We start from the raw sequence: 22,522 nt of genomic DNA on the forward strand, positions 1-22,522 counted from the left end.
GAATGCTTAATATGGAACAAGCATCTATTAACACGAACAGACGGCATCAGATGGAGGCCAGACGTGCAGCCAGAAGAAAAAAGAAAAAAAGACAGACAATATTTTTATGTCTTTTATTACTGATTATTATTCTTTTGATGATTCTCATGGTATTTAAGATGTTAGATTCGAATAATATCCATGAAATCGATCAAATAAAAACTGTGAAGGAGGCAGCATATACAGAAGTTCCACCCGAAAATATTGTTAAAGAAGAAGAACCTCCTGTACCTTCTTCAGCCCCAATTCCAGTCAGTGTTATACCGGGTGAAAGTATACATAGTGCCAGTGGCTATCTTGTTCGTCTAAGAGATCAGGCAGTTGTAATGAATAAAGCAGGTACAGAAAAGATATATCCGGCTCCTCTGACAAAGATAATGACCATTATTGTGGCTATTGAGAATCTTTCAAATCTGGATGAAAATGTAATGATATCTGATGAAATTATAAATACTCTTTATACACAGGGTGCAGCTATGACTGGTTTTGTAGGAGGAGAAAACCTGACAGTAAGAGATTTGTTATATGGTTCTATGATATCTTCCGGAGCAGAATCTTGTGTAGGACTTGCACAGCGAGTTTCAGGATCGGAGGATGAATTTGTAAACCAGATGAATCAAAAAGCAGATGGGCTTGGTATGAATAACACTCACTTTGTATCGTGTACGGGTCTTCCAGGTGATGACAATTACTCAACTTGTAAAGATATGGCTGTTTTGTTTGAATATTGCCTGAGAAATGATGTATTTCGTGAAATATTTACTTCAGATACTTATACTACATCTGTTACGCCTCCACATCCGAACGGAATTGTCTTAAAAAATTCAGTATTAAGTGAATTAACAGAAAATAACTTGACAAACGGAGGAGTGATAGAAGGAGGAAAGGAAAGCTTTACGAATTCTTCCGGGCAGTGTTTGGCCAGTCTTTCAAAAATTGGAGAAGATGAATATATTTTAGTTACAGCTAAATCAGATGGAAATCCCAAAAGTGAACAATATCATATATCTGATGCAGTTTCTGCATATAATTTAATAAACTAATTTTTTGGATATCGGAAGCGGGGGCAGAGTATATGACAAAGCAGGAACATGATAAGTTATCGGAAGAAAGAGGCCAGACAGAAATTATTTTAGAAGAGATGCTGAATGAACAACAATATAGTTTCTCTATATTGGGACAGGAGTATTACAAAAAAGTATGTGAGGATCCAGACATTCTTATTTCTAATTTATCTGATTATGTGGATACAGTGAAAGTGAGTGAATTAGAGATCGCAAAATTGGAAGAAGATATCAAAGGGATGAATAGGCTGTTAAAAGAACCTTTGGATCTTGTCTGTTCAAAATGTGGAAGAATTATGGATCCGAATGCTAAATATTGCTCAGAGTGTGGAGCTCAATTGGAAAAAGAAGAACAAGACATAAATTGTCCCAATAGTCATATATTAGAATAAGAAACATGGACTGATATGTGTATATGATAAAAAATAAGAAACATATAATGCAGGAACAGATGAAATATTTTGCAGCGATTCTGTTTCTGCTTATTTTTTTGCCAATTCTTGGAACTATGCTATTGTCGGGAAAAAATTACGTGAAATTATCACAAAAGGATAATATTGAGCAACTACTTCCTTCTATCTTATACCGGGAGATACCGGATCATTATCAGTTAGAAACAATTTGTGCACAGGCTGTTCTCGTCAGAAGTCGTGTATGGTATGAATATGAAAAATCTGATTATGACCAGAAAGTCTATGATCAGATTCTGAAAGAAAATATGGAATATGAGAGATCACATCATTTACAAACTGACAGGATGCTATTATGTAAAGAGGCCGTAAAAAAAACAAAGGGGTGTGTATTGGGATATGGTGGTAGGATTGTATCAGCACCTTTTTGTCGGGCAAGTAATGGCTGGACCAGGAGTGGCAAAGAAGTTCTCAAGAGAGATGATTATGGCTGGCTGGTAGGTGTAGAGAGTAAGCCCGACTTAGATTATATGCCAAAGAGAAAACCACTTTCGTTTTCTAATGATGAGTTGTATGAAAAGTTGAAGAAAATTGATAAGGATCAGAAATTAAAGAAAGATAATTTTGCTGATCATATAGCGATATCATCAGAAGATTCTTCAGGATATGCAATGGAAGTCGAGGTTTTTGGGATAAAAATACCAGGAGAAGTATTTAGGGACCTGTTGGGACTACCCTCTGCATCTTTTTCTATTTCCAAAAGAGATGACAAAATATTGATCACCTGCAGAGGAAGTGGCCATGGTATGGGAATGTCACAATATGGAGCAGATCAAATGGCAAAGGGAGGAAAATCATGGCGTGATATCCTAAATTATTATTTTCCGAATACACAGGTTATGAAAGACAAGAAAAAATAGAAAAAATTGTATAGATTTTCATTTTTAGGCAACCCTACTAATACAGAAAAAGTTAATGATACCAGGAGCACAAAGTGCGCAACAATCCGTAGTATCATTGGAGCAAGAGAAATTTTGCCCCCCAATTTCAATAAAATTAGTAGAGGTGAATGAGATGGAATCAGGAAAAAAGACACTGCGTATTGTATTGAGCGTAGTTTTGGTAGCTGCTACTCTTGTCTGTGGTGTATACGTATACCATTATGAGAGTAAAAAGCCGGATGAGGCACGTATTGAAAGTGCAAAAAAAGATAAAGAAGAAGAAAAGAAAAGTAACGAAACAACAGAGGAAGAAGAGACAAAAGATGTAAATACTTATGATACAGAAAATGAAGAAACCAATGTTACCCCGGATCCAAGTGAACCACCGGCACCATCACAGAGCAGTGAAAATGAAGCACAGCCGGAGACTCCATCTGCGGATGCAGATGCAGCAGCTTCACAGGCTGTCCTTCCGGAACTGGATTTTAACGAAGGTACCTTACTAAATCTTCCGGTATCAGGAAAAATTTTAATTCCGTATAACATGGATAAAACTGTTTATTTTTCTACTTTAGATTCTTATCGATGTAATCCGGCAGTTATGATTGAAGCAGCTGTGGATACCCCAGTCGCGGTAGTGGCCAATAGTCAGGTTGTATCTATTACAGAAGATGCAGTTACAGGAACAACTGTCACCATGGATATGGGAAATGGCTATCAGGCAGTATATGGACAGCTGAAAGACGTGAATGTAGAACAAGGACAGACAGTTGCCAGCGGAACGGTTATTGCCAATATTAATACTCCTACAAAGTATTTTACGAAAGAAGGAAGCAATTTATATTTTGCACTTCAGAAAGATGGTTCTCCCCTTGATCCATCTTTGTACCTTCCCCCAGAAACTGAATGATTGTAAGATCCAAAAAAGATCACAGCATCTGAATGAATGTTGTGATCTTTTTTTTACATAATTGTCTTGATTTTAATTATGATATGATGTAATATAATTAGTACAACAAGTAGTTATTAAAACTATGTAATGAAATAGAGGCGATTAATATTGAAAAAAATATCTATTAAGGATCCGGGAAGTGCAATCACTCATGGAATAGCCTGTATATTGGCTATTCTTGGAACAGTACCGCTGCTTTCAAAGGCAGCGAGAGATCCGGATCATATTCATATCATTGCACTTGCAATATTTATGACCAGCATGATTTTACTCTACGCTGCAAGTACAGTATATCACACATTTGATATCAATGAAAAAGTAAACAAACGTCTGAAAAAAGCGGATCACCTTATGATATTCATACTGATTGCCGGAAGTTATACGCCTATTTGCCTGATTGTTCTGGAAGGAAGAACCGGTATTATCCTCTGTGCAATTGTCTGGACGGTGGCTATAATCGGAATGTTAATTAAAGCTTTCTGGATTAATTGTCCGAAGTGGTTTTCGAGCGTTATCTATATTGGGATGGGGTGGTTGTGTGTACTGGCATTTCCTCAGATCTTCCATGCATTGTCCAGACCTGCGTTTGGATGGCTTCTTGCAGGAGGAATTATCTATACCGCAGGGGGAATTGTATATGCAGTTAAAACCCCCATATTTGATGCAAGACATAAAAATTTTGGCTCACATGAGATTTTTCACCTGTTTGTGATGGCAGGGAGTTTATGCCACTTTATTATGATGTATTATATTGTAGAACCGATAGTAATCTGATACGAAAAGAGGTCTTGCGTAAGCTGAGTTGTCAGCCCGAAGACCTCTTGTTTTATATTTTCATGTCAATCAGCGCTAACTTTTTTTTGCGGGGAAGGTGCTTAATTTTCCATTCTCTTTGCATAGCCTCTTCTTTTGTTTTGAATGTCTCATAATAGACTAAAGATACAGGCCGCCGTGATTTTGTGTATTTTGCACCTTTTCCACAATTATGAGCCCTCAGCCTCTTTTCAATGTCATTCGTCCACCCAGTATAAAGGGTGTTATCACAACATCTGAGAATATAAGTATAATTTTTATTAATCATTTGATCCTCTTGTTTGTTCAAAATCTGCAGATTGATGCGTTTTTTCTGGGTTATGTAAGACCGCCGAAGCGGTCCCTTTATGGTAAAGCAACCGATAAAAGTATTTCACCCAGATATATGCATGCACTTTAAAAACTGACAGTATAAAACCTCGATTGCGGGTTTACTATACTATATGCAAAGAAACGCTACATTGACAGCAGTCTCATAGTTTTATGTTTTTGAAGAGAGAACCAAGATTTGTGGTCAGGTCTTCCGCCTTTGGAAGCTTCACATTTTTTACTGCATCTTCCTCGGCTTTTTTAGCATCGTCGTCTATTGCCTTGATGGAGAGACTTAATTTTCCATCTTTGATTGCGATTATTTTAACCTTAACGGGATCACCTACATTCAATACAACAGAAGGATCTTTGATCCTGTTCTGACTGATCTGTGAAACATGAAGCAGACCACTTAAGTGATTGCCAAGGTCGACAAAAGCTCCATAAGGTTTTATGCTCTCTACAGTTCCCTCCATAATAGTTCCGACTATAATCTGATCAATCTTTGCTTTTCGTTCTTCTTTTTCTTCTGCCTGCAGCAATGCACGGCGGGAGAGAATCAGACGATTTTTTTGTTCATCGATATCTAGAACTTGAACTTTGATCTCTTTTCCAAGGTATTCATTTAAATCTTCAATTCTCCCAAGGGAGAGTTTGGAAGCAGGAATAAATCCACGGATTCCCTCTACATAGGATACAACACCTTTGTTGACAATACCATCCACTGTAACATCCAGAATTGTCTTGTCTTCTTTTAGCTGTCTTAATTTTTCCCAGACCATTTGGTCCTCATCTTTAAAGGAATCAAAAGATTCATCTACAGCTTTATTAAATTCATCCATAGTCATTTTTTCTTCTGCCATTTTTTATACTCCTTATCATTAATAATGATGCACATGTGGTTATTCTAACATAGATACGTGAAAATAAAAACATTAAAATAAGAATTCTATTTACCATATATTTAAAAGATGTTACTATTATTACTATAGTAGGAGGTTTTCTATGAATAGAAGAGAAAAAGTATATATCATCGGTCATAAGAATCCGGATACGGACTCCATATGCTCGGCGATTGCATATGCTGATATAAAGAACAGAACAGAAAATGAAAGTTTTGTTGCAAAGCGTGCCGGACAGATCAATGAAGAGACAGAATATGTACTGGATCGTTTTGGTGTACGGGTACCTGGCTATCTCCCGGATGCGGGAACACAAGTAAAAGAGATTGATATCCACGAGATTTCGGGCGTGAGAGGGAATATATCCGTAAAAAAAGCTTGGAAAATGATGCGTGAAGAAAACGTCGTTACCCTACCGATTACGAGTAAAGATCAGAAACTGCTTGGTATTATCACAGTCAGTGATATAGCAAAGTCTTATATGGATGCTTATGACAGCAGTGTCATGTCACAGGCGAAGACAAAATACCGCAGCATCGCGGAAACTCTGGATGGCGAAATTATTATTGGTAATGAACATGGATATTTTGTGGAGGGAAGGGTTGTAATCGGTTCTTTTCATCCGGACTTTATGGAGAAATATATTAATAAAAGTGATCTGGTTATTCTTGGAAACAGAGCGGATGATCAGCTTTGTGCGATTGAGATGGAAGCCAGCTGTATTGTAGTGGGTCTTGGTGCAAAGGTGTCAAAAAGTATTCAGAAACTGGCTATGGACCATGACTGCGTGATTATCAGCAGCCCACATGATACGTATACGATTGCAAGACTCATTAATCAGTCTATTCCAATTAAACATCTGATGACGAAAGAGAACCTTATCACATTCTCAACGAATGATTTTCTGGATGATATTAAAGACATTATGAAGGCCCACAGGCATAGAGATTTTCCTGTTTTAGACAAGAAAAATCAATACATTGGTACCATATCCCGAAGAAACTTAATCGGAAGTGGAAAGAAAAAATTGATTTTGGTAGACCATAATGAGAAGACGCAGGCGGTGGATAATGTCAGTGAAGCCGAGATTTTGGAAATAATCGATCATCATCGGCTGGGTTCACTGGAAACAATATCCCCGATCTTATTTAGAAATGAGCCAGTAGGATGTACTGCGACGATTATGTATCAGATCTATCAGGAACGAAATCTTGAGGTGCCTCAGGACATTGCAGGGCTTCTTTGTGCTGCTATCATTTCAGATACGCTGATGTTCAGGTCTCCTACCTGCACGGCACTCGATAAAAAGGCAGCAGAATTTTTGGCTGATGTAGCAGGAATTAAAATCCAAGAATTCGCAAAGGAGATGTTTAAAGCAGGGAGTAATCTGAATGAAAAATCTCCGGAGGAGATCTTTTATCAGGACTTTAAAAAGTTCAATGTAGAGGAATCAAATTTCGGAGTGGGGCAGATTAACTCCATGGATGCAGATCAGCTTAAAGACATCAAAAATCAGATACTTCCACAGCTTGAAAAAGAGTGTGAGAAGCATGGAATTCCGAGGGTATACTTTATGCTGACTAATATTATTGAGGAATCCACGGAACTGCTGTTTTATGGGGACGGAGCAAAAGAATTGGTAAAAGAAGCTTTTTCACCGAATGAAGTAAGTGAGAACAGTGCTGTTCTTCCGGGAGTAGTTTCCAGAAAAAAACAGTTAATTCCGGGATTTATGTTAGCACTTCAGGATCAAATGTAGGAGAGGATAAAAAATGGCTAAACAGATATGGAAACCAGGTAATATGCTCTATCCTCTGCCGGTGGTAATGGTCAGCTGTAAAAGAAGAGGGGAAAAGCCGAATATCATTACGATTGGATGGACGGCAACGGTTAATACATCTCCCCCTATGACATCAATATCGATCCGCCCTTCCAGATATTCTTATCAGATGATTAAGGAAAGTGGAGAGTTTGTGATTAATCTCACGACGAAAGATCTGATTTATGCGGCGGATTACTGCGGAGTTAAATCAGGAAGAGATGTGAATAAATTCGATCATCTTCATCTGACGCCGTGTGAGTCAAGTTTGGTTGAAGCCCCTGGTATTTTAGAAAGTCCGGTTAATATTGAATGTAAAGTGAAAGAGATCAAAAATCTTGGCAGCCATGATATGTTCCTAGCCGAAGTTTTAGCAGTTCATGTCGATGAGAAGTATATGGACCGCAAGGGAGAATTCCTTCTGAATCAAACAGGATTAGTTACTTATTCACATGGAGAATACTTTGAATTGGGGAAAACTCTTGGAAAATTCGGATTTTCTGTGGAAAAAAAGAAGAAAAATCATAAAGATGGAGTTAAAAGAAAAGGCAGTCAGGGAAATAAAAAAAAATAATTCCTTAATAAGAAAGATGATCATCAGAAATATTCAATAATCCCAGTATAATAAGAATTTTTGCGCTGTTAATGAAGGGAACAAATTACAATCTTGCAAAGTGCTTTTTTTTCGTTTATAATTAACAAGAAGATGTATGATACTTATGGATTGTCAGATCATCTCTACTTTTGCAATTTAGGGTATCATTTATGATGAAAAAATATCAGGAGGATGAACAAATGTCATATGTTGACGAGATAATTCAAGAAGTCGTAGTAAAGAATCCCAGCGAACCAGAGTTTCATCAGGCTGTAAAAGAGGTCCTGGAATCTCTGCGCCCTGTGATTGAGGAAAACGAAGATAGTTATCGAAGAGAGGCATTGCTGGAGAGAATGGTAAATCCGGAAAGACAGATAAAATTTCGTGTTCCATGGGTGGATGATCAGGGACAAGTTCATGTAAACACGGGTTATCGTGTACAATTTAACAGTTCCATCGGGCCTTATAAAGGAGGACTTCGTTTTCATCCTTCTGTCAATCTTGGTATTATAAAGTTTCTTGGTTTTGAACAGTCATTCAAAAACGCTCTGACTGGTCTTCCGATTGGCGGAGGCAAAGGAGGAGCTGATTTTGATCCCAAGGGAAAGTCAGACCGAGAGATTATGGCATTTTGCCAGAGCTTTATGACAGAGCTATATAAATATATCGGCTGCGGCAGTGATGTTCCGGCGGGGGATATCGGTGTGGGAGCCAGAGAAATCGGCTATATGTATGGTCAGTATAAGAGAATTACTGGTTTGTATGAAGGAGTACTGACTGGAAAAGGATTGTCTTATGGAGGTTCTCTTGCAAGGACTGAGGCTACGGGATATGGATTGTTATATCTGACAGAGGAAATCTTAAAGATTAATAACATAAAACTTGCCGGAAAAACATGTGCAGTATCAGGATCCGGTAATGTAGCTATTTACGCAATTGAAAAGGCACAACAGCTTGGAGCAAAAGTCGTTACATGTTCAGATTCTAATGGATGGATCTATGATCCGAAAGGAATTGATCTTGAACTGCTAAAAGAGATCAAAGAAGTAAAGCGAGCACGTCTGACGGAATATGTAAAAGCTCGTCCGGATGCCCAATATCATGACGGAAGAGGTGTATGGAGTATCAAAGTTGATATAGCACTTCCCTGTGCAACACAGAATGAACTCCTCCCAGAAGATGCAAAACAGCTGGTGGAGAATGGATGCCTGGCAGTCTGTGAAGGCGCTAATATGCCTACAACTTTTGAAGCTACGGAATATCTGCAGGAACATGGAGTGATTTTTGCACCTGGAAAAGCTGCGAATGCCGGTGGTGTTGCAACTTCTGCGCTCGAAATGACTCAGAATAGTGAAAGGCTTAGCTGGACATTTGACGAAGTTGATGCTAAACTGAAACAGATCATGGTTGATATTACACATAATATAGACAGTGCTGCAAAGAGATATGGTCATGAGGGGAATTATGTGGCAGGTGCAAATATAGCAGGATTTGAAAAAATTGTAAATGCTATGACTGCTCAGGGAATTGTTTGATTTGTGACGAATGTCGCAGGAGGATCAAAATTTTGGCGGAAGCAAAGAAAAAGATTGTACTTTCTGATGAAGAGGGATTCTATAAAATTCTTCAGGATGTTTGCAGAGATTCTAGATTCTGCGAATCAAAAAAATATATTCAGCATGGAAACATTTCAGTTTATACGCACAGCATAGCGGTGGCATATTATAGTTGCTGGCTGGCTGAACACTACAATATAAAAGTGAAAAAGAAGGAACTCATTCGAGGTGCCCTTTTGCACGATTATTTTTTGTATGACTGGCATAAGAATAAAGAAGAAGGAAGGCATCTGCATGGATTTACACATCCGGCCACTGCTCTTAGGAATGCATTAGAGGATTTTGATCTGACTTTGATAGAGCAGGATATTATTAAAAGGCATATGTTTCCACTGATTCCTGTTCCTCCAAAATATAGAGAAGGAGTTTTGGTCAGTATCGCAGATAAAATTTGTTCGATATACGAGACGACGCATAGAAAACTGAACTGGTCTTTCTATCTCCTGAAATGGAGCTGAAGATTTGGTTTATAGAAATCAAAAAGGAGGTAGGGAATGAACGCCGAAAAAGAAAAGATGTACCAGTTACTGATCAGACAGCAGGAAGAGCTGCTTTCATATGAAGATCACTGGATCTCCATATTGGCGAATTCATCGGCACTTCTGAATGAAACACTTAGAAATTCTGTTTTTACCGGGTACTATTTGTTTGATGGTGAAAAACTTTTTCTAGGTCCGTTTCAGGGAAAAGTTTCCTGCACTTCAATTCAGCTTGGACGGGGAGTCTGCGGGGCAGCAGCTAAGAACAAAGAAACTTTGATTGTTGACGATGTCAGAGAATACGATAATTATATTTCCTGTGATTCGGCGGCGGCGTCTGAGATTGTCGTACCGATGTGTAGCGATGATAAACTTCTCGGTGTACTCGATATCGACAGTAGTAAAGTGAAAGAGTATGATGATTTGGATAAAAAATATCTGGAGAATTATATAGAAATAATAATAAGGGGATATGAATGATACCAGGGTCAAAAGGTCCTGCGTTTCATGCTTGCATGAAAAAGCATGACCTTGAGACCCGAACAAAAATGAGAAAGCAACCCGATTAGGGTGTATTTCGAATGTTTGTAGGGTGCTGAACATCCAGTGGATGTTCGTTTAGCACCGACCGGAGCGGAGCGAAGATACGTGAGCACAAAGTGCGGAGTAATCCGTGTATCATATGAATGATACCAGAATCCAAAACGTATGCTTGTAATCCGTGGTATCATTCAATTATTGTCTTTATAATGAAGGTATCAGTAATTTATCAAGATCCATCTGTCGCCCTGCGGTGACAGATATGGATCTTTTTATTTTTCCATAAACCAGATTAATTTCCTGCGTTTGAGATGAAATTAAAGTTCCATGTATGAGCTTGCCATCTGACCATGCGAGACTGATTTGGATGCCTCCTGGTGCGCGAAGTCCTGAAACACTTCCGGATTTCCACTTTTTGGGAAGAGCGGGAAACAACACAATGCGGTCCTCATCGGCCTGCATGAGCATCTCTGCAATTGCAGCAGTGGCGCCCAAATTCCCGTCAATTTGAAATACAGCACCCTCCCCTCTAGGGTGGCTGTCCATCAGATTGGGAAATGTGGATTGTCGCCAGAGTTTTTCCAGATTTTCGAGTGCTTTTTTTCCATTTCCCAGACGAGCGTAAAAATTGACAATCCAGGCACAGCTCCAGCCGGTGTGACCTCCGCCATAATGAAGGCGGCGTTCTAATGTTTTCTCTGCAGCAATGGATAACTCCGGAGTCTTATCCGGTGTGATCTGATGAGATGGGTGCAGTGCATATAGTTGTGAGATGTGTCTATGACCGGGTTCTGCCTCGTCGTAATCTTCTCTCCATTCCATAATCTGTCCATGTTTTCCGATTTTTGTAGGGGGAAGCAAATTCAGTATTTCTCTTGTCCTTTTTGTATCATCATCTTCGATATTAAAAACATTGGAAGCTTTTAGATAATCATTCAGCAGATCTTTTAAAATCTGTGTATCTATAGAAGAACCGGCACATACACGGCCCTTTGTTCCATCAGGAAGAATATATGTATTTTCCGGGGATACCGAAGGGCAGGTGACCATATCTCCGTGATCTTCAATCAGAAAGTCATGAAAGAAGAGAACAGTATCTTTTAAAAAAGGGTACATTTTTTTCAGAAAATCAATATCACCGCTGTATGTATAATGTGTCCAGATATGTGTGGCAAGCCATGCACCCCCCATGACCCAGTAGGTAGCCGGAACATAGAGATCTTGTGGTGCACAGTCACCCCAGATGTCCGTATTATGGTGCGCAGCGAAACCTCTGCAGTGGTACATCTCCTTTGCTACCATTTTTCCGTTATCCCACATACGCAGCAGATGGTCAAACAAAGGGAGATGGCATTCCGATAAACCGCATATCTCAGCAGGCCAGTAGTTCATCTCTGTATTGATATTGATGGTAAACTTGGAATCCCAAGCCGGAACATAGGAATCATTCCAGATGCCTTGCAGATTTGCCGGAAGACTTCCTGGACGACTGCAGGAGATCAAAAGATATCTTCCAAACTGGAAATATGTTTCTGCAAAAGAATTCTCTTCTCCGTCAAGATGCAGAGATACCTGATGATAGAGTCTCTGATAATCTTTCTGATGTTTCTGCCTGATACAGGTAAAACCGTCATGGGATGCATAATTCAGTTTTTTTACGGCAAATGTCTTATAGTCTTCGGCATAGAAAGAAGTTTCACAGCTTAAATATAAAGTGACTTCAGTGGCATCTCTTACAAGAAGGTGTTCTCCAAGGGTTTTAACACTGCCGTCTGTCACATCTGCTCTCAAAGCGGTAAAAAAGGAAATGCCTTTTTCTCCTAAAGATCCGTCCATAAAGATTGTACGATTGTCGAGTTTACCGGCATGGTCATAAAAACGGTTCCTGCGTAAAATAGCGTCAAAAGAGATTGTCCCTTCATCAGCCTTCAAGTGGAAAGAGAGTATTCCATGTGGATAAGATGCCAGATATTCTTTGCAGATGTGGAATGATTTATTATCACTTTGAAGCTGATATGATTCGGTCACCTTTCCATTCTCCAGATCAAGCATGCGTCCATAATCTGATAGATAGCCACCCTGGTTGTAATAGGTCAGCTCTATATTCCCGAGTGTCTGGTAGGGACGCTGGCTCTGCGGGATCCCCGACAGAGTGTAAGTCATCAGTTTCTCAGCTTCCGGAATCTTTCCCTCCAATATCAGGCCGCGAATCTCATTCAAATGTCCCTTTGCCTCCGGATTGATTCGATTTATAGATGAACCATACCAGATACTGTCCTGATTCAGTTGAATCACTTCTTTTTCCTGACCGCCGAATATCATGGCCCCCAGGCGGCCATTTCCGATTGGAAGTGCCTCCTCCCAGCGATCGGCAGGTTTTTCAAAACAGATAGAATTCATGAATTTTCTCCCTTTTAGTCGTATAGATATTCGTTATAAGTGACAGGCATCTTATGCCTTTGCTATGTCAAAACTATCGTATCATAAATAAACAAAAAAAGAAATAATAACAAAAAAGACTTGAAAAAGAACAGACGTTCTGATACAATAAAAAACATAAGTTCGGAACATTAGTTTGTATCAAAGGAGGAATTATAAATGGGAAAGAATATGGTTAATGTCGTAGGGACAGGACTGCTGATGACATTCGTAATGGTAGGGATGTTTGTACTGCTTTGTGTTGCGTGAAGAGAAAAATATAATGTTTTATTGTTGATAGAAAGAAGCCGATAAGTTTGAAATCACAGTTCATCTTATGGGCTTCTTTTAAATACTTGTACTTGACAAACAGTTTTGATATGATATAATTTGAAAGTCAAAGTATTTTAGAATAAAAGCAAATGGAGCCAAGATATGGTAGGAAAAATATGTGGAACTGGTTCTTATGCGCCTGCTCTGGTCTGGAGTAATAATAAGTTGGCCGAAATGGTGGATACGAGTGATGAGTGGATCAGGGAACGCACAGGAATAGCCAGAAGGCATGTGATTTCCGGGATAGAAGATGCAGCCTATATGGCAGCACAGGCAGCGCAGGAGGCTCTGAAGAGTGCAGGTATGAGGTCCAAAGAAATTGACCTGATCTTAGTTGCAACGATGTCATCGGAAGGGATTATGCCATGTACAGCCTGTGAGGTGCAAGGAAAAATTGGAGCTGATCGGGCCACTTGTTTTGATATGAATGCTGCATGCACCGGATTTCTCTATGCACTTAATACAGCACAGGCATATCTGGGTCAGGGGATCTACCGCACTGCGATTGTTATAGGTGTGGAGAGTCTTTCCAATCAGTTAAACTGGAAAGATCGTTCTACATGCATTCTCTTTGGCGACGGAGCGGGTGCTGTGGTTTTAAAAGCGCAGGACAGTGGAAGATATGCTCAGGTTACACATTCTGACGGTACAAGAGGCGAAGTTTTGACATGCAGCAGTAGAAATCAGATTCGTTTTGAAGAAAATCCAAAAGATCAATCAACGTATATGCAGATGGATGGTGGAGAAGTCTTCAAATTTGCTGTATCAAAGGTTCCGGAAGTCATACGGGAACTGTTAAGACAAGAGAAACTGTCAGCCGATGATATTGATTATTATATTCTTCATCAGGCAAATGAACGGATTGTGCGGCTGGCTGCCAAACGTTTGAAACTGGGTATGGATAAGTTTCCAATGAATATGGAAGAGTACGGAAATACTTCGTCTGCCAGTATCCCGATTCTGCTGGATGAACTGAATAAGAAAGAGATATTTCATAATGGCGACCAAATTGTTATATCCGGATTTGGCGGAGGGCTTACATATGGTGCCAGTCTCATGGAATGGTAAACAATCATGAAACTATTATTTATTTCAGATACCACGGATTGTTACGCACTGCGTGCTTTTCAAGATGGTATCCATACAAAAAGGAGATTGCTATGTTAGAAAAAATTAAAGAAATTGTTGCAGATTCATTAGGTGTGGAAGTTGATACTTTAAAATCGGAAACTTCTTTTAAGGATGATCTTGGCGCGGACTCACTTGATTTGTTCGAACTTGTGATGGCTTTGGAGGAAGAGTTTAATGTGGAAATTCCAACGGATGATCTGGAGAAAATTCAGACAATTGGTGATATTGAGACTTACATTCAGAAACTGCAGTAAATAATGATACAGGAGGCACTTTATGAAAACGAAAATCACCGAATTACTTGGAATCGAATATCCAATCATCCAAGGAGGAATGGCCTGGGTAGCTGAATACCATCTGGCAGCAGCTGTGTCCAATGCCAAAGGACTGGGACTGATCGGAGCGGCCAGTGCACCGGGATCGTGGGTACAAGAGCAGATCAGAGAGGCAAAGAAGCTGACAGATAAACCTTTCGGCGTCAATATTATGCTGATGAGTCCTTATGCTGATGAAGTGGCGGATATTATTGTAAAAGAGGGTGTCAAAGTAGTTACCACCGGAGCTGGCAATCCCGAAAAGTATATGAAGATGTGGAAAGATGCAGGGGTGAAGGTGATTCCGGTTGTTGCTTCTGTCGCATTGGCGAAAAGGATGCAGCGCCTTGGTGCTGATGCGGTTGTGGCTGAAGGGTGCGAATCGGGAGGTCATATTGGAGAGACGACGACGATGGTTCTGGTCCCTCAGGTTGCACAGGCTGTGGATATACCGGTGATTGCTGCGGGTGGTATTGCGGACGGAAGGGGCATTGCGGCTGCGTTTATGCTGGGAGCCAGAGGTGTTCAGATGGGAACCCGCTTTGTCGTGACAAAAGAATCCCAGGTTCACGACAACTTCAAAAAACAGATTATAAGAGCCAAGGACATTGATACTAAGGTTACGGGACGATCCACGGGGCATCCGGTGAGGGCACTTCGAAATCAGATGACAAAGGAATATCTGAAGAAAGAAGACGAAGGAGCCCCATTCGAGGAACTTGAACTACTGGCACTTGGCGGCCTTAGAAGAGCTGTCGTGGAAGGAGATGTCAAGACAGGAAGTCTGATGTCCGGGCAAAGTGCAGGTTTGGTAAACACCGAACTATCCTGTGAAGAACTGATACAGGAACTTGTGGGAGAAACCGATGCATTGATGAAAGGAACGGATCTTTATGAGTAAGTTGGCATTTCTATTTCCAGGACAGGGGGCACAAAAAACTGGAATGGGAAAAGACTTCTATGACAATTATCAGTCGGCCAGACAGGTATTTGACGATGCGAGTCAGTGGCTCAATCTGGATATGAAGGAACTCATATTTGAGAAAAATGAAAAATTGGATGCCACACAGTATACACAGGCGGCCCTCGTTGTCACCTGTCTTGCGATGGAAAAGGTTCTTGCTGATCAAGGGGTCTGTCCGGATGTGACGGCAGGTTTAAGTCTTGGTGAATACTGTGCAATTCAAGTTGCCGGAGGTATCAGTCTGAAAAATGCCGTCACGACAGTCCGAAAAAGAGGAATACTGATGGAAGAAGCGTATCCTTCTGGTAAGGGTTCTATGGCAGCGGTTATTGGACTGTCAGCAGATGAGGTGAAGGATATCCTTAAGGATGAAAATAATGTGAGTATTGCAAATTATAACTGTCCGGGACAGATTGTGATCACCGGTATAAAAACAGAGGTTGAAAAAGCTTCTGTGAGGCTAAAAGAAGCTGGAGCGAGAAGAGTTCTGCCACTGAATGTGAGCGGCCCCTTCCACAGTCCGATGATGGAAGAGGCAGGGATAAAACTAAAAAAAGTGTTGGATGAGGTCGAAGTGGATAGACTTGAGATTCCCTATGTTACGAATGTCACAGCAAAGTATGTGACGGACGAATGTCAGATTAAAGATCTATTATCACGACAGATTTCATCTTCTGTGCTTTGGCAGCAAAGTATTGAGAATATGATTTCAAAAGGCGTGGATACCTTTGTAGAGATAGGACCAGGTAAAACATTAACTGGCTTTATGAGAAAAATCAACCGTGATGTGAAGATGTATCATATTCAAAATATCGAAGAAATGGAACAGACTGTTACATCACTGAAATAAAGGAGAAAGTTATGTCTGATGAGAAAGTAGCCGTAGTGACCGGAGCATCACGTGGAATTGGAAGAGCCATAGCCCTGGAACTTGCAAGAACCGGTGCAATGGTTGTTGTAAATTATAATGGCTCCAAAGATAAAGCATGTGAAGTAAAAGCAGAGATTGAAGCAGAGGGGGGAAAAGCCCTGATCATGCCCTGCAATGTGGCAGATGCAAAAGAATGTGAGACATTTTTTAAACAGCTGATCCAGGAACTGGGACGAATTGATATTCTGGTCAATAATGCAGGAATCACAAAAGACGGACTTCTGATGCGTATGAGTGAAGAAGATTTCAATAAAGTTCTGGACGTAAATCTGAAAGGGACTTTTCACTGTATCCGGCAGGTATCTCGTCAGATGATCAAACAAAAAAGCGGGAGAATCATCAATCTATCTTCTGTCGTCGGGATTGCGGGAAATGCCGGACAGGCGAATTACAGTGCATCAAAAGCCGGGATAATTGGACTTACAAAAACTGCAGCAAAAGAGCTGGCATCCAGAAATATTACTGTGAATGCCATTGCGCCGGGCTTTATCGATACAGATATGACAGGGGTATTGACAGAGGGCATAAAAGAAAAGATCATATCGCAGATTCCCCTTGGACAGTTGGGAAAACCAGAGGATGTGGCAAAGGCAGCGGCATTTCTCGCATCAAGCGACGCAGGCTATATCACCGGACAGGTTTTATGTGTGGACGGAGGCATGATATAATACCCCGATTCTGGGGTGTTATGAAATTGATAAAGTGGAGGTTGTTATGAAGAGAAGAGTAGTGGTAACAGGACTTGGGGCGATTACGCCTCTCGGAAATGACGTTAATTCTTTCTGGGATGGAGTTAAGGCAGGGAAAGTTGGAATCGGGGAGATCACGAAATTTGATACTTCCGACTTTAAAGCAAAGCTTGCGGCAGAAGTGAAAAATTTTAATCCCCGTGAGTACATGGATTTTAAGATGGCAAAAAGGATGGAACCGTTCTCCCAATATGCAGTTGCCGCGGCAAAAGAAGCCTTGAGTGATGCCGGCATTGATATGAAAAAGGAAGATCCTTTTCGGGTTGGAGTTATTGTAGGATCAGGTGTCGGAAGCCTTCAGGCTATGGAGCGGGAAGAACATCGGATGACAGACAAGGGCCCTTCCAGAGTAGATCCTCTTCTTGTGCCAAGAATGATCACGAATATGGCAGCAGGTAATATTTCGATTGCAACCGGAGCAAGGGGAAAATGTACAAATGTAGTCACTGCCTGTGCTTCCGGGACTCACTGTATCGGAGATGCATATCGTGCGATTCAATATGGAGACGCCGATGTTATGATAGCGGGCGGTGCTGAGAGTGCTATCTGCCCAATCGGAATTGCAGGTTTTAGCAGCCTGACAGCACTTTCTGCCAGCGAAGATTCCAGGAGGGCATCAATCCCGTTTGACAAAGATCGTAATGGTTTTGTGATGGGTGAGGGTGCAGGTGTGGTCATTTTGGAGGATCTAAAACATGCCAGAAATCGAGGTGCCCATATTCTCGCGGAAGTTGTCGGATATGGAGCAACGGCGGATGCCTACCATATCACTTCACCGATACCGGATGGAAGCGGGGCAGCGAGAGCGATGGAAGACGCGATGAAAGAGGCAGGTGTGACATCAGATCAGATTGAATATATCAATGCCCATGGAACCAGTACCCACCATAACGATTTATTTGAAACAATGGCCGTAAAGTCGGCATTTGGAGAGGATGCGTATCATGTAAAGATGAATTCTACCAAGTCGATGATAGGACATCTGCTTGGAGCGGCTGGTGGTGTTGAATTTATCGTATGTGTCAAGACGATCCTTGATGGATTTATTCATCAGACAATGGGGACCATACAGACGGATGAGGAGTTGGATCTGGATTACGTGATAGGAGCACCCATCAGGCAGGATGTGAGCTATGCGATGAGCAACTCACTGGGATTTGGAGGACATAACGCAACTTTATTGATCAGAAGGTACAATGCTTAAAGGAGAACACAATGGAATTTGAAAAAATTATAAAACTGGTAGAATGTGTATCTGCATCAGGCCTGACTTCTTTTCAGTATGAATCCGGCGGAGAAAAAATTATATTAGAGTGTAAAAATCAGGATAATAGAATGACACCTGTTGGAAGTACGGTTGTATCAAACATGCCACTTTGGGATTTGCAGGCAAAAGGACAGACTTTACAGTCACAGCCTGTAGTTCCATCGAGGGAGGATGACGAATCCGGAAATATAGTGAAATCTCCGCTTGTGGGGACCTTTTATTCGGCTTCCTCTGAAGAGGCAGATGATTTCGTCAGTGTCGGAGATCATGTGAAAAAGGGCCAGATTCTTGCTATTGTTGAGGCCATGAAACTGATGAATGAGATAGAAAGTGATTTCGAAGGGGAAGTTGCGGAGATTTATGTAAAGAATCATGAGGCCGTGGAATATGGTCAGCCATTGTTTCGTATTGTCTGATCCAGGAAAGGAAAAACTGATGAATCATCTAAACGTTGAGCAGATAAAAGAGATTATACCGCATCGTCATCCATTTCTCCTGATTGATGAGATCGAGGACTATGTGCCGGGAAAATTAGCCATTGGGTATAAATGTGTGACTTATCACGAGGACTTCTTTGCGGGACATTTTCCACAGGAACCGGTGATGCCGGGAGTACTGATTGTCGAGGCACTTGCGCAGACAGGTGCTGTTGCAATTCTCTCCGAACCTGAGAATAAAGGCAAAATCGCTTACTTTGGAGGCATTAATAAGTGCAGATTCAAAAACAAGGTTGTTCCCGGAGATAAAATTCGCCTGGAGACAAAAATTGTGAAACAGAAAGGTCCGGTTGGGATCGGAGAAGCCACAGCTACGGTGGATAAAAAGACAGTGGTGACGGCGGAATTGACATTTATGGTCGGATAAGGGTGAGTATATGATTCGAAAGTTATTGATAGCCAATAGAGGAGAAATAGCGGTGCGCATTATCCGTGCCTGCAGAGAGATGGGAATCGAGACAGTCGCAGTTTATTCCGAGGCAGACCGGGATAGTCTGCATACTCAGCTTGCAGACGAAGCGGTCTGCATAGGTCCTGGTCCGTCGGCAGAGAGTTATCTGAATATGGAGCGCATTATGAGCGCGACGATGATATCAGGAGCAGATGCCGTACATCCTGGATTTGGGTTTTTATCAGAAAATGCACGGTTTGCAAAACTGTGCGAAAAATGTCATGTCACATTCGTGGGTCCCTCTTCTAAAGTAATACGTAATCTTGGAAATAAGCAGATTGCAAGAAATACGATGGTGGCTGCGGGTGTTCCGGTCATTCCTGGAACGGATGGCCCGGTGTATGACGTGAAAACCGGAATAAAGGAAGCAAAGAAGATTGGATATCCTGTGATTATCAAGGCAGCACTTGGCGGGGGTGGAAAAGGAATGCGCACCGCTCACACGCCGGAAGAATTCGAACGTGCTTTTCTCACGGCGCAAAAGGAAGCAAAAGGTGCATTTGCAGACGAGACAATGTATATTGAACATTTTGTGGAGCATCCAAGACACATTGAATTCCAGATTCTGGCCGATAACACCGGACATGTGATTCACCTGGGAGAGAGAGACTGTTCGATCCAGAGGAATCATCAGAAGATGATTGAGGAATCACCGTCTGTGGCCTTATCCGAAGATCTGAGAAAAAAGATGGGAAAAGCTGCTGTAAAGGCAGCAAAAGCAGCACACTATGTCAATGCCGGAACGATTGAATTTCTTCTCGAAAAGAATGAAAAGTTCTTCTTTATGGAAATGAATACCCGAATTCAGGTAGAACACCCTGTCACAGAATGGGTAACTGGGGTTGATCTGGTAAAAGAACAGATTCGAATTGCATCCGGACTGCCTCTTGGCATCAGCCAGAGGGATGTCAGGATTAAAGGACATGCGATCGAGTGTAGAATTAACGCTGAGAATCCTGAGAAAAACTTCAGACCATCTCCGGGAACAATTACTGGACTGCATCTGCCTGGTGGAAAAGGTGTTCGGGTCGATACGGCGCTCTACAATGGCTGCCAGGTTCCTCCATACTACGACTCCATGCTGGCGAAACTAATTGTCTATGGAGTGGACCGTAAGGAAGCACTCTGCACGATGAAAAGTGCCCTGGGTGAGACAATTATTGATGGAGTTGACACGAATGTGGATTATCAGTTTGAGATTTTGAACAATCCGGATTATCAGGAAGGAAATATTGACATAGAGTTTTTGAATACCCATGTGATTGCGGGGGTGAAGATTAATGATGTTTAATCATGTGTTTAAAAAAACAGCAACAGAGAGACAGGATAATTCTTCTGATGTCAGACCTGAGGTTCCGGATGGGATTCTAAAAAGATGTAATGCATGCAAGTCAGCTGTCTTTGTCGAGGATGTCAGGAAAAATCATAATGTATGTCCACACTGTCACAACTATTTTCGCATGAATGCCCACAGCAGATTGCGTATGATTGTGGATAAAGACAGCTTTACAGAGTGGGATATGGGGATAACTTCTAATAACCCGCTAAATTTTAAGAATTATCCGGAAAAACTGGAAAGCCTTAAAGAAAAGACAGGACTTGATGAGGCAGTAATGACCGGAACAGCCAAAATACATGGAATACCGGTTGCTCTCGGCGTCTGTGATGGCCGCTTTATGATGGCCAGTATGGGAGAAGTCGTAGGAGAAAAGATCACAAGGGCAGTGGAACGGGCAACGAATGAACAGCTGCCTGTTATTTTGGTTGCCTGCTCCGGCGGAGCACGTATGCAGGAGGGAATTGTATCCTTGATGCAGATGGCAAAAACGGCTGCAGCACTCAAACGTCACAGTGATGCCGGACTTTTGTATATCAGTATTTTGACAGATCCGACAACTGGTGGAGTGACGGCAAGCTTTGCTATGCTGGGTGATATTATTCTGGCTGAACCAGGTGCACTGATCGGATTTGCCGGCCCCAGGGTAATCGAGCAGACAATCGGGCAGAAGCTTCCAAAAGGGTTTCAGCGTTCAGAATTTCTTATGGAGCATGGATTTATTGATCAGATTGTGGAACGCGGCAAGATGCGCGAGACACTATATCAGATACTGATGCTGCATCAGAGGAAAGATACTCAAGAAATCTTTGGTGAGACAGTTGAATCGTATGCGGATCATGATGAGGATTTATCGAGTGTGGAAATGGATGCGTGGGAACATGTAAAACTTGCCAGGGATAAATCACGTCCTTCCGGAAAAGATTATATCAGCCTTTTATTCTCTGACTTTATAGAACTTCACGGAGATCGGGATTTTGGAGATGATCCTGCGGTCGTCGGCGGAATTGCATCTTTTCAGGGAATACCGGTAACGGTCATTACACAGGAGAAAGGATGCGGGACGAAAGACACCATTTACCGGAAATTTGGCATGGTGTCCCCGGAAGGATATCACAAATCTATGCGGCTTATGAAACAGGCAGAGAAGTTTAGAAGGCCTGTGATTCTGTTTGTCGATACACCTGGAGCGTTCTGCGGGATTGAGGCGGAGGAAAGAGGAGAAGGCGAGGCTATCGCCCGTAACATCTATGAATTATCTGGTCTTAAGGTGCCAGTTCTTTCTATCGTAATCGGAGAAGGCGGAAGCGGAGGCGCACTGGCCTTTGCAGTGGCAGATGAAGTATGGATGATGGAACATGCAGTTTATTCGGTACTTTCTCCGGAAGGTTTTGCGTCTATTTTGTGGAAGGATGGAAAGCGTGCCAAAGAAGCGGCACAGGTGATGAAACTGACATCGTATGATTTGAAAAATCTGGGTATCATTGAACATATCATAGGAGAAAAAAAGCCATTGACCCGAGAAAATATTCCGGATACAGCCAAAAAACTGGAAAGCTATATCATGAAGTTTATCCACAGATATGGACAGATGAACATCGACGAGTTAGTGGAGAACCGCTATCAGAGATTTCGGCAGTTTTAGTGCTGGA

23 protein-coding genes are annotated in these 22,522 nt (G+C 41.5%); 20 read left to right on the forward strand and 3 right to left on the reverse strand.

All coding sequences use genetic code 11. The annotated features are described in order from the left end of the window. Positions 1 to 11 precede the first annotated feature (11 nt). The 5 genes from INP51_RS00100 to trhA all read left to right on the forward strand — a co-directional run bounded on the left by INP51_RS00100 (position 12) and on the right by trhA (position 4,180). On the forward strand, positions 12 to 1,082 hold the full coding sequence (locus tag INP51_RS00100; RefSeq protein WP_193735743.1) for a D-alanyl-D-alanine carboxypeptidase family protein: 1,071 nt from the start codon (positions 12 to 14) through the stop codon (positions 1,080 to 1,082). 32 nt (positions 1,083 to 1,114) lie between these two features. Then, positions 1,115 to 1,495, forward strand: coding sequence for a zinc ribbon domain-containing protein (locus tag INP51_RS00105; protein ID WP_193735744.1), 381 nt, complete (start codon positions 1,115 to 1,117; stop codon positions 1,493 to 1,495). Between the two features lie 23 nt (positions 1,496 to 1,518). Continuing rightward, positions 1,519 to 2,433: a SpoIID/LytB domain-containing protein gene (locus INP51_RS00110; protein WP_193735745.1), complete on the forward strand. Its 915-nt coding sequence runs from the start codon at positions 1,519 to 1,521 to the stop codon at positions 2,431 to 2,433. Positions 2,434 to 2,587: 154 nt separating this feature from the next. After that, positions 2,588 to 3,364 (forward strand): M23 family metallopeptidase, encoded by a 777-nt coding sequence (locus INP51_RS00115; RefSeq protein ID WP_193735746.1) that lies wholly within the window; start codon positions 2,588 to 2,590, stop codon positions 3,362 to 3,364. 150 nt (positions 3,365 to 3,514) lie between these two features. Then, positions 3,515 to 4,180 carry a PAQR family membrane homeostasis protein TrhA gene (gene trhA, locus INP51_RS00120; protein WP_193735747.1) on the forward strand — a complete coding sequence of 222 codons (666 nt, stop codon included), beginning with the start codon at positions 3,515 to 3,517 and terminating at the stop codon, positions 4,178 to 4,180. A 52-nt stretch (positions 4,181 to 4,232) separates the two neighbouring features. Here the strand turns inward: trhA and INP51_RS00125 are convergent, their stop codons facing one another. Together INP51_RS00125 and INP51_RS00130 are read right to left on the reverse strand one after the other, a co-directional pair. Then, a complete protein-coding gene (locus INP51_RS00125; protein ID WP_193735748.1) occupies positions 4,233 to 4,487 on the reverse strand; it encodes a GIY-YIG nuclease family protein in 255 nt (84 codons plus the stop codon). A gap of 205 nt (positions 4,488 to 4,692) precedes the next feature. Then, a complete protein-coding gene (locus INP51_RS00130) occupies positions 4,693 to 5,391 on the reverse strand; it encodes a S1 RNA-binding domain-containing protein (RefSeq protein WP_193735749.1) in 699 nt (232 codons plus the stop codon). Between the two features lie 142 nt (positions 5,392 to 5,533). Between INP51_RS00130 and INP51_RS00135 the strand changes: the two genes are divergently transcribed. The 5 genes from INP51_RS00135 (at position 5,534) to INP51_RS00155 (ending at position 10,419) form a co-directional block, all read left to right on the forward strand. Beyond that, positions 5,534 to 7,189: a putative manganese-dependent inorganic diphosphatase gene (locus INP51_RS00135; protein ID WP_193735750.1), complete on the forward strand. Its 1,656-nt coding sequence runs from the start codon at positions 5,534 to 5,536 to the stop codon at positions 7,187 to 7,189. A 13-nt stretch (positions 7,190 to 7,202) separates the two neighbouring features. Next, on the forward strand, positions 7,203 to 7,823 hold the full coding sequence (locus INP51_RS00140) for a flavin reductase family protein (RefSeq protein ID WP_193735751.1): 621 nt from the start codon (positions 7,203 to 7,205) through the stop codon (positions 7,821 to 7,823). Positions 7,824 to 8,044: 221 nt separating this feature from the next. Beyond that, positions 8,045 to 9,379, forward strand: a complete 1,335-nt coding sequence (gene gdhA / locus INP51_RS00145; RefSeq protein ID WP_193735752.1) for an NADP-specific glutamate dehydrogenase — start codon at positions 8,045 to 8,047, stop codon at positions 9,377 to 9,379. Positions 9,380 to 9,411: 32 nt separating this feature from the next. Beyond that, positions 9,412 to 9,918 (forward strand): HD domain-containing protein, encoded by a 507-nt coding sequence (locus INP51_RS00150; protein WP_193735753.1) that lies wholly within the window; start codon positions 9,412 to 9,414, stop codon positions 9,916 to 9,918. A gap of 36 nt (positions 9,919 to 9,954) precedes the next feature. Then, positions 9,955 to 10,419: a GAF domain-containing protein gene (locus INP51_RS00155; protein WP_193735754.1), complete on the forward strand. Its 465-nt coding sequence runs from the start codon at positions 9,955 to 9,957 to the stop codon at positions 10,417 to 10,419. A 264-nt stretch (positions 10,420 to 10,683) separates the two neighbouring features. Here the strand turns inward: INP51_RS00155 and INP51_RS00160 are convergent, their stop codons facing one another. Continuing rightward, positions 10,684 to 12,879: a glycoside hydrolase family 95 protein gene (locus INP51_RS00160; RefSeq protein WP_193735755.1), complete on the reverse strand. Its 2,196-nt coding sequence runs from the start codon at positions 12,877 to 12,879 to the stop codon at positions 10,684 to 10,686. Positions 12,880 to 13,332: 453 nt separating this feature from the next. On the opposite strand from INP51_RS00160, the gene INP51_RS00165 reads away from it, so the two are divergent. From INP51_RS00165 to accD, 10 genes are all read left to right on the forward strand, one after another. After that, positions 13,333 to 14,298 (forward strand): beta-ketoacyl-ACP synthase III, encoded by a 966-nt coding sequence (locus INP51_RS00165; protein ID WP_193735756.1) that lies wholly within the window; start codon positions 13,333 to 13,335, stop codon positions 14,296 to 14,298. Positions 14,299 to 14,390: 92 nt separating this feature from the next. Further along, positions 14,391 to 14,615: an acyl carrier protein gene (locus INP51_RS00170; RefSeq protein ID WP_193735757.1), complete on the forward strand. Its 225-nt coding sequence runs from the start codon at positions 14,391 to 14,393 to the stop codon at positions 14,613 to 14,615. A 22-nt stretch (positions 14,616 to 14,637) separates the two neighbouring features. Further along, positions 14,638 to 15,576 carry an enoyl-[acyl-carrier-protein] reductase FabK gene (gene fabK / locus INP51_RS00175; protein ID WP_193735758.1) on the forward strand — a complete coding sequence of 313 codons (939 nt, stop codon included), beginning with the start codon at positions 14,638 to 14,640 and terminating at the stop codon, positions 15,574 to 15,576. Further along, positions 15,569 to 16,489 carry an ACP S-malonyltransferase gene (gene fabD / locus INP51_RS00180; RefSeq protein ID WP_193735759.1) on the forward strand — a complete coding sequence of 307 codons (921 nt, stop codon included), beginning with the start codon at positions 15,569 to 15,571 and terminating at the stop codon, positions 16,487 to 16,489. Before fabK ends, fabD begins: the two co-directional genes overlap by 8 nt. A gap of 11 nt (positions 16,490 to 16,500) precedes the next feature. Next, on the forward strand, positions 16,501 to 17,238 hold the full coding sequence (gene fabG, locus INP51_RS00185; protein WP_193735760.1) for a 3-oxoacyl-[acyl-carrier-protein] reductase: 738 nt from the start codon (positions 16,501 to 16,503) through the stop codon (positions 17,236 to 17,238). A 46-nt stretch (positions 17,239 to 17,284) separates the two neighbouring features. Further along, positions 17,285 to 18,523: a beta-ketoacyl-ACP synthase II gene (gene fabF / locus INP51_RS00190; protein WP_193735761.1), complete on the forward strand. Its 1,239-nt coding sequence runs from the start codon at positions 17,285 to 17,287 to the stop codon at positions 18,521 to 18,523. An 11-nt stretch (positions 18,524 to 18,534) separates the two neighbouring features. Beyond that, positions 18,535 to 19,002 carry an acetyl-CoA carboxylase biotin carboxyl carrier protein gene (accB, locus tag INP51_RS00195; protein WP_193735762.1) on the forward strand — a complete coding sequence of 156 codons (468 nt, stop codon included), beginning with the start codon at positions 18,535 to 18,537 and terminating at the stop codon, positions 19,000 to 19,002. Positions 19,003 to 19,021: 19 nt separating this feature from the next. After that, complete coding sequence (fabZ, locus tag INP51_RS00200; protein ID WP_193735763.1) at positions 19,022 to 19,450, forward strand: 3-hydroxyacyl-ACP dehydratase FabZ; 429 nt, start codon at positions 19,022 to 19,024, stop codon at positions 19,448 to 19,450. Positions 19,451 to 19,460: 10 nt separating this feature from the next. Further along, positions 19,461 to 20,825 carry an acetyl-CoA carboxylase biotin carboxylase subunit gene (locus tag INP51_RS00205; RefSeq protein ID WP_193735764.1) on the forward strand — a complete coding sequence of 455 codons (1,365 nt, stop codon included), beginning with the start codon at positions 19,461 to 19,463 and terminating at the stop codon, positions 20,823 to 20,825. After that, positions 20,815 to 22,515, forward strand: a complete 1,701-nt coding sequence (accD, locus tag INP51_RS00210; protein WP_193735765.1) for an acetyl-CoA carboxylase, carboxyltransferase subunit beta — start codon at positions 20,815 to 20,817, stop codon at positions 22,513 to 22,515. The genes INP51_RS00205 and accD overlap by 11 nt, the downstream gene beginning before the upstream one ends. Positions 22,516 to 22,522 lie beyond the last annotated feature (7 nt).

The organism is Blautia liquoris (genome assembly GCF_015159595.1).
In the GTDB taxonomy this organism is placed as follows: domain Bacteria; phylum Bacillota; class Clostridia; order Lachnospirales; family Lachnospiraceae; genus Novisyntrophococcus; species Novisyntrophococcus liquoris.

What these genes read in the sequence shown, in the direction of transcription:
- accB (WP_193735762.1), top strand. Translation starts at nt 18,535, where the DNA reads ATGGAATTTGAAAAAATTATAAAACTGGTAGAATGTGTATCTGCATCA.
- INP51_RS00205 (WP_193735764.1), top strand. Translation starts at nt 19,461, where the DNA reads ATGATTCGAAAGTTATTGATAGCCAATAGAGGAGAAATAGCGGTGCGC.
- fabF (WP_193735761.1), top strand. Translation starts at nt 17,285, where the DNA reads ATGAAGAGAAGAGTAGTGGTAACAGGACTTGGGGCGATTACGCCTCTC.
- fabK (WP_193735758.1), top strand. Translation starts at nt 14,638, where the DNA reads ATGAAAACGAAAATCACCGAATTACTTGGAATCGAATATCCAATCATC.
- accD (WP_193735765.1), top strand. Translation starts at nt 20,815, where the DNA reads ATGATGTTTAATCATGTGTTTAAAAAAACAGCAACAGAGAGACAGGAT.
- INP51_RS00160 (WP_193735755.1), bottom strand. Translation starts at nt 12,879, where the DNA reads ATGAATTCTATCTGTTTTGAAAAACCTGCCGATCGCTGGGAGGAGGCA.
- INP51_RS00170 (WP_193735757.1), top strand. Translation starts at nt 14,391, where the DNA reads ATGTTAGAAAAAATTAAAGAAATTGTTGCAGATTCATTAGGTGTGGAA.
- fabZ (WP_193735763.1), top strand. Translation starts at nt 19,022, where the DNA reads ATGAATCATCTAAACGTTGAGCAGATAAAAGAGATTATACCGCATCGT.
- INP51_RS00165 (WP_193735756.1), top strand. Translation starts at nt 13,333, where the DNA reads ATGGTAGGAAAAATATGTGGAACTGGTTCTTATGCGCCTGCTCTGGTC.
- INP51_RS00105 (WP_193735744.1), top strand. Translation starts at nt 1,115, where the DNA reads ATGACAAAGCAGGAACATGATAAGTTATCGGAAGAAAGAGGCCAGACA.
- INP51_RS00110 (WP_193735745.1), top strand. Translation starts at nt 1,519, where the DNA reads ATGATAAAAAATAAGAAACATATAATGCAGGAACAGATGAAATATTTT.
- fabG (WP_193735760.1), top strand. Translation starts at nt 16,501, where the DNA reads ATGTCTGATGAGAAAGTAGCCGTAGTGACCGGAGCATCACGTGGAATT.
- INP51_RS00155 (WP_193735754.1), top strand. Translation starts at nt 9,955, where the DNA reads ATGAACGCCGAAAAAGAAAAGATGTACCAGTTACTGATCAGACAGCAG.
- INP51_RS00140 (WP_193735751.1), top strand. Translation starts at nt 7,203, where the DNA reads ATGGCTAAACAGATATGGAAACCAGGTAATATGCTCTATCCTCTGCCG.
- INP51_RS00130 (WP_193735749.1), bottom strand. Translation starts at nt 5,391, where the DNA reads ATGGCAGAAGAAAAAATGACTATGGATGAATTTAATAAAGCTGTAGAT.
- INP51_RS00100 (WP_193735743.1), top strand. Translation starts at nt 12, where the DNA reads ATGGAACAAGCATCTATTAACACGAACAGACGGCATCAGATGGAGGCC.
- INP51_RS00135 (WP_193735750.1), top strand. Translation starts at nt 5,534, where the DNA reads ATGAATAGAAGAGAAAAAGTATATATCATCGGTCATAAGAATCCGGAT.
- INP51_RS00115 (WP_193735746.1), top strand. Translation starts at nt 2,588, where the DNA reads ATGGAATCAGGAAAAAAGACACTGCGTATTGTATTGAGCGTAGTTTTG.
- INP51_RS00125 (WP_193735748.1), bottom strand. Translation starts at nt 4,487, where the DNA reads ATGATTAATAAAAATTATACTTATATTCTCAGATGTTGTGATAACACC.
- gdhA (WP_193735752.1), top strand. Translation starts at nt 8,045, where the DNA reads ATGTCATATGTTGACGAGATAATTCAAGAAGTCGTAGTAAAGAATCCC.
- fabD (WP_193735759.1), top strand. Translation starts at nt 15,569, where the DNA reads ATGAGTAAGTTGGCATTTCTATTTCCAGGACAGGGGGCACAAAAAACT.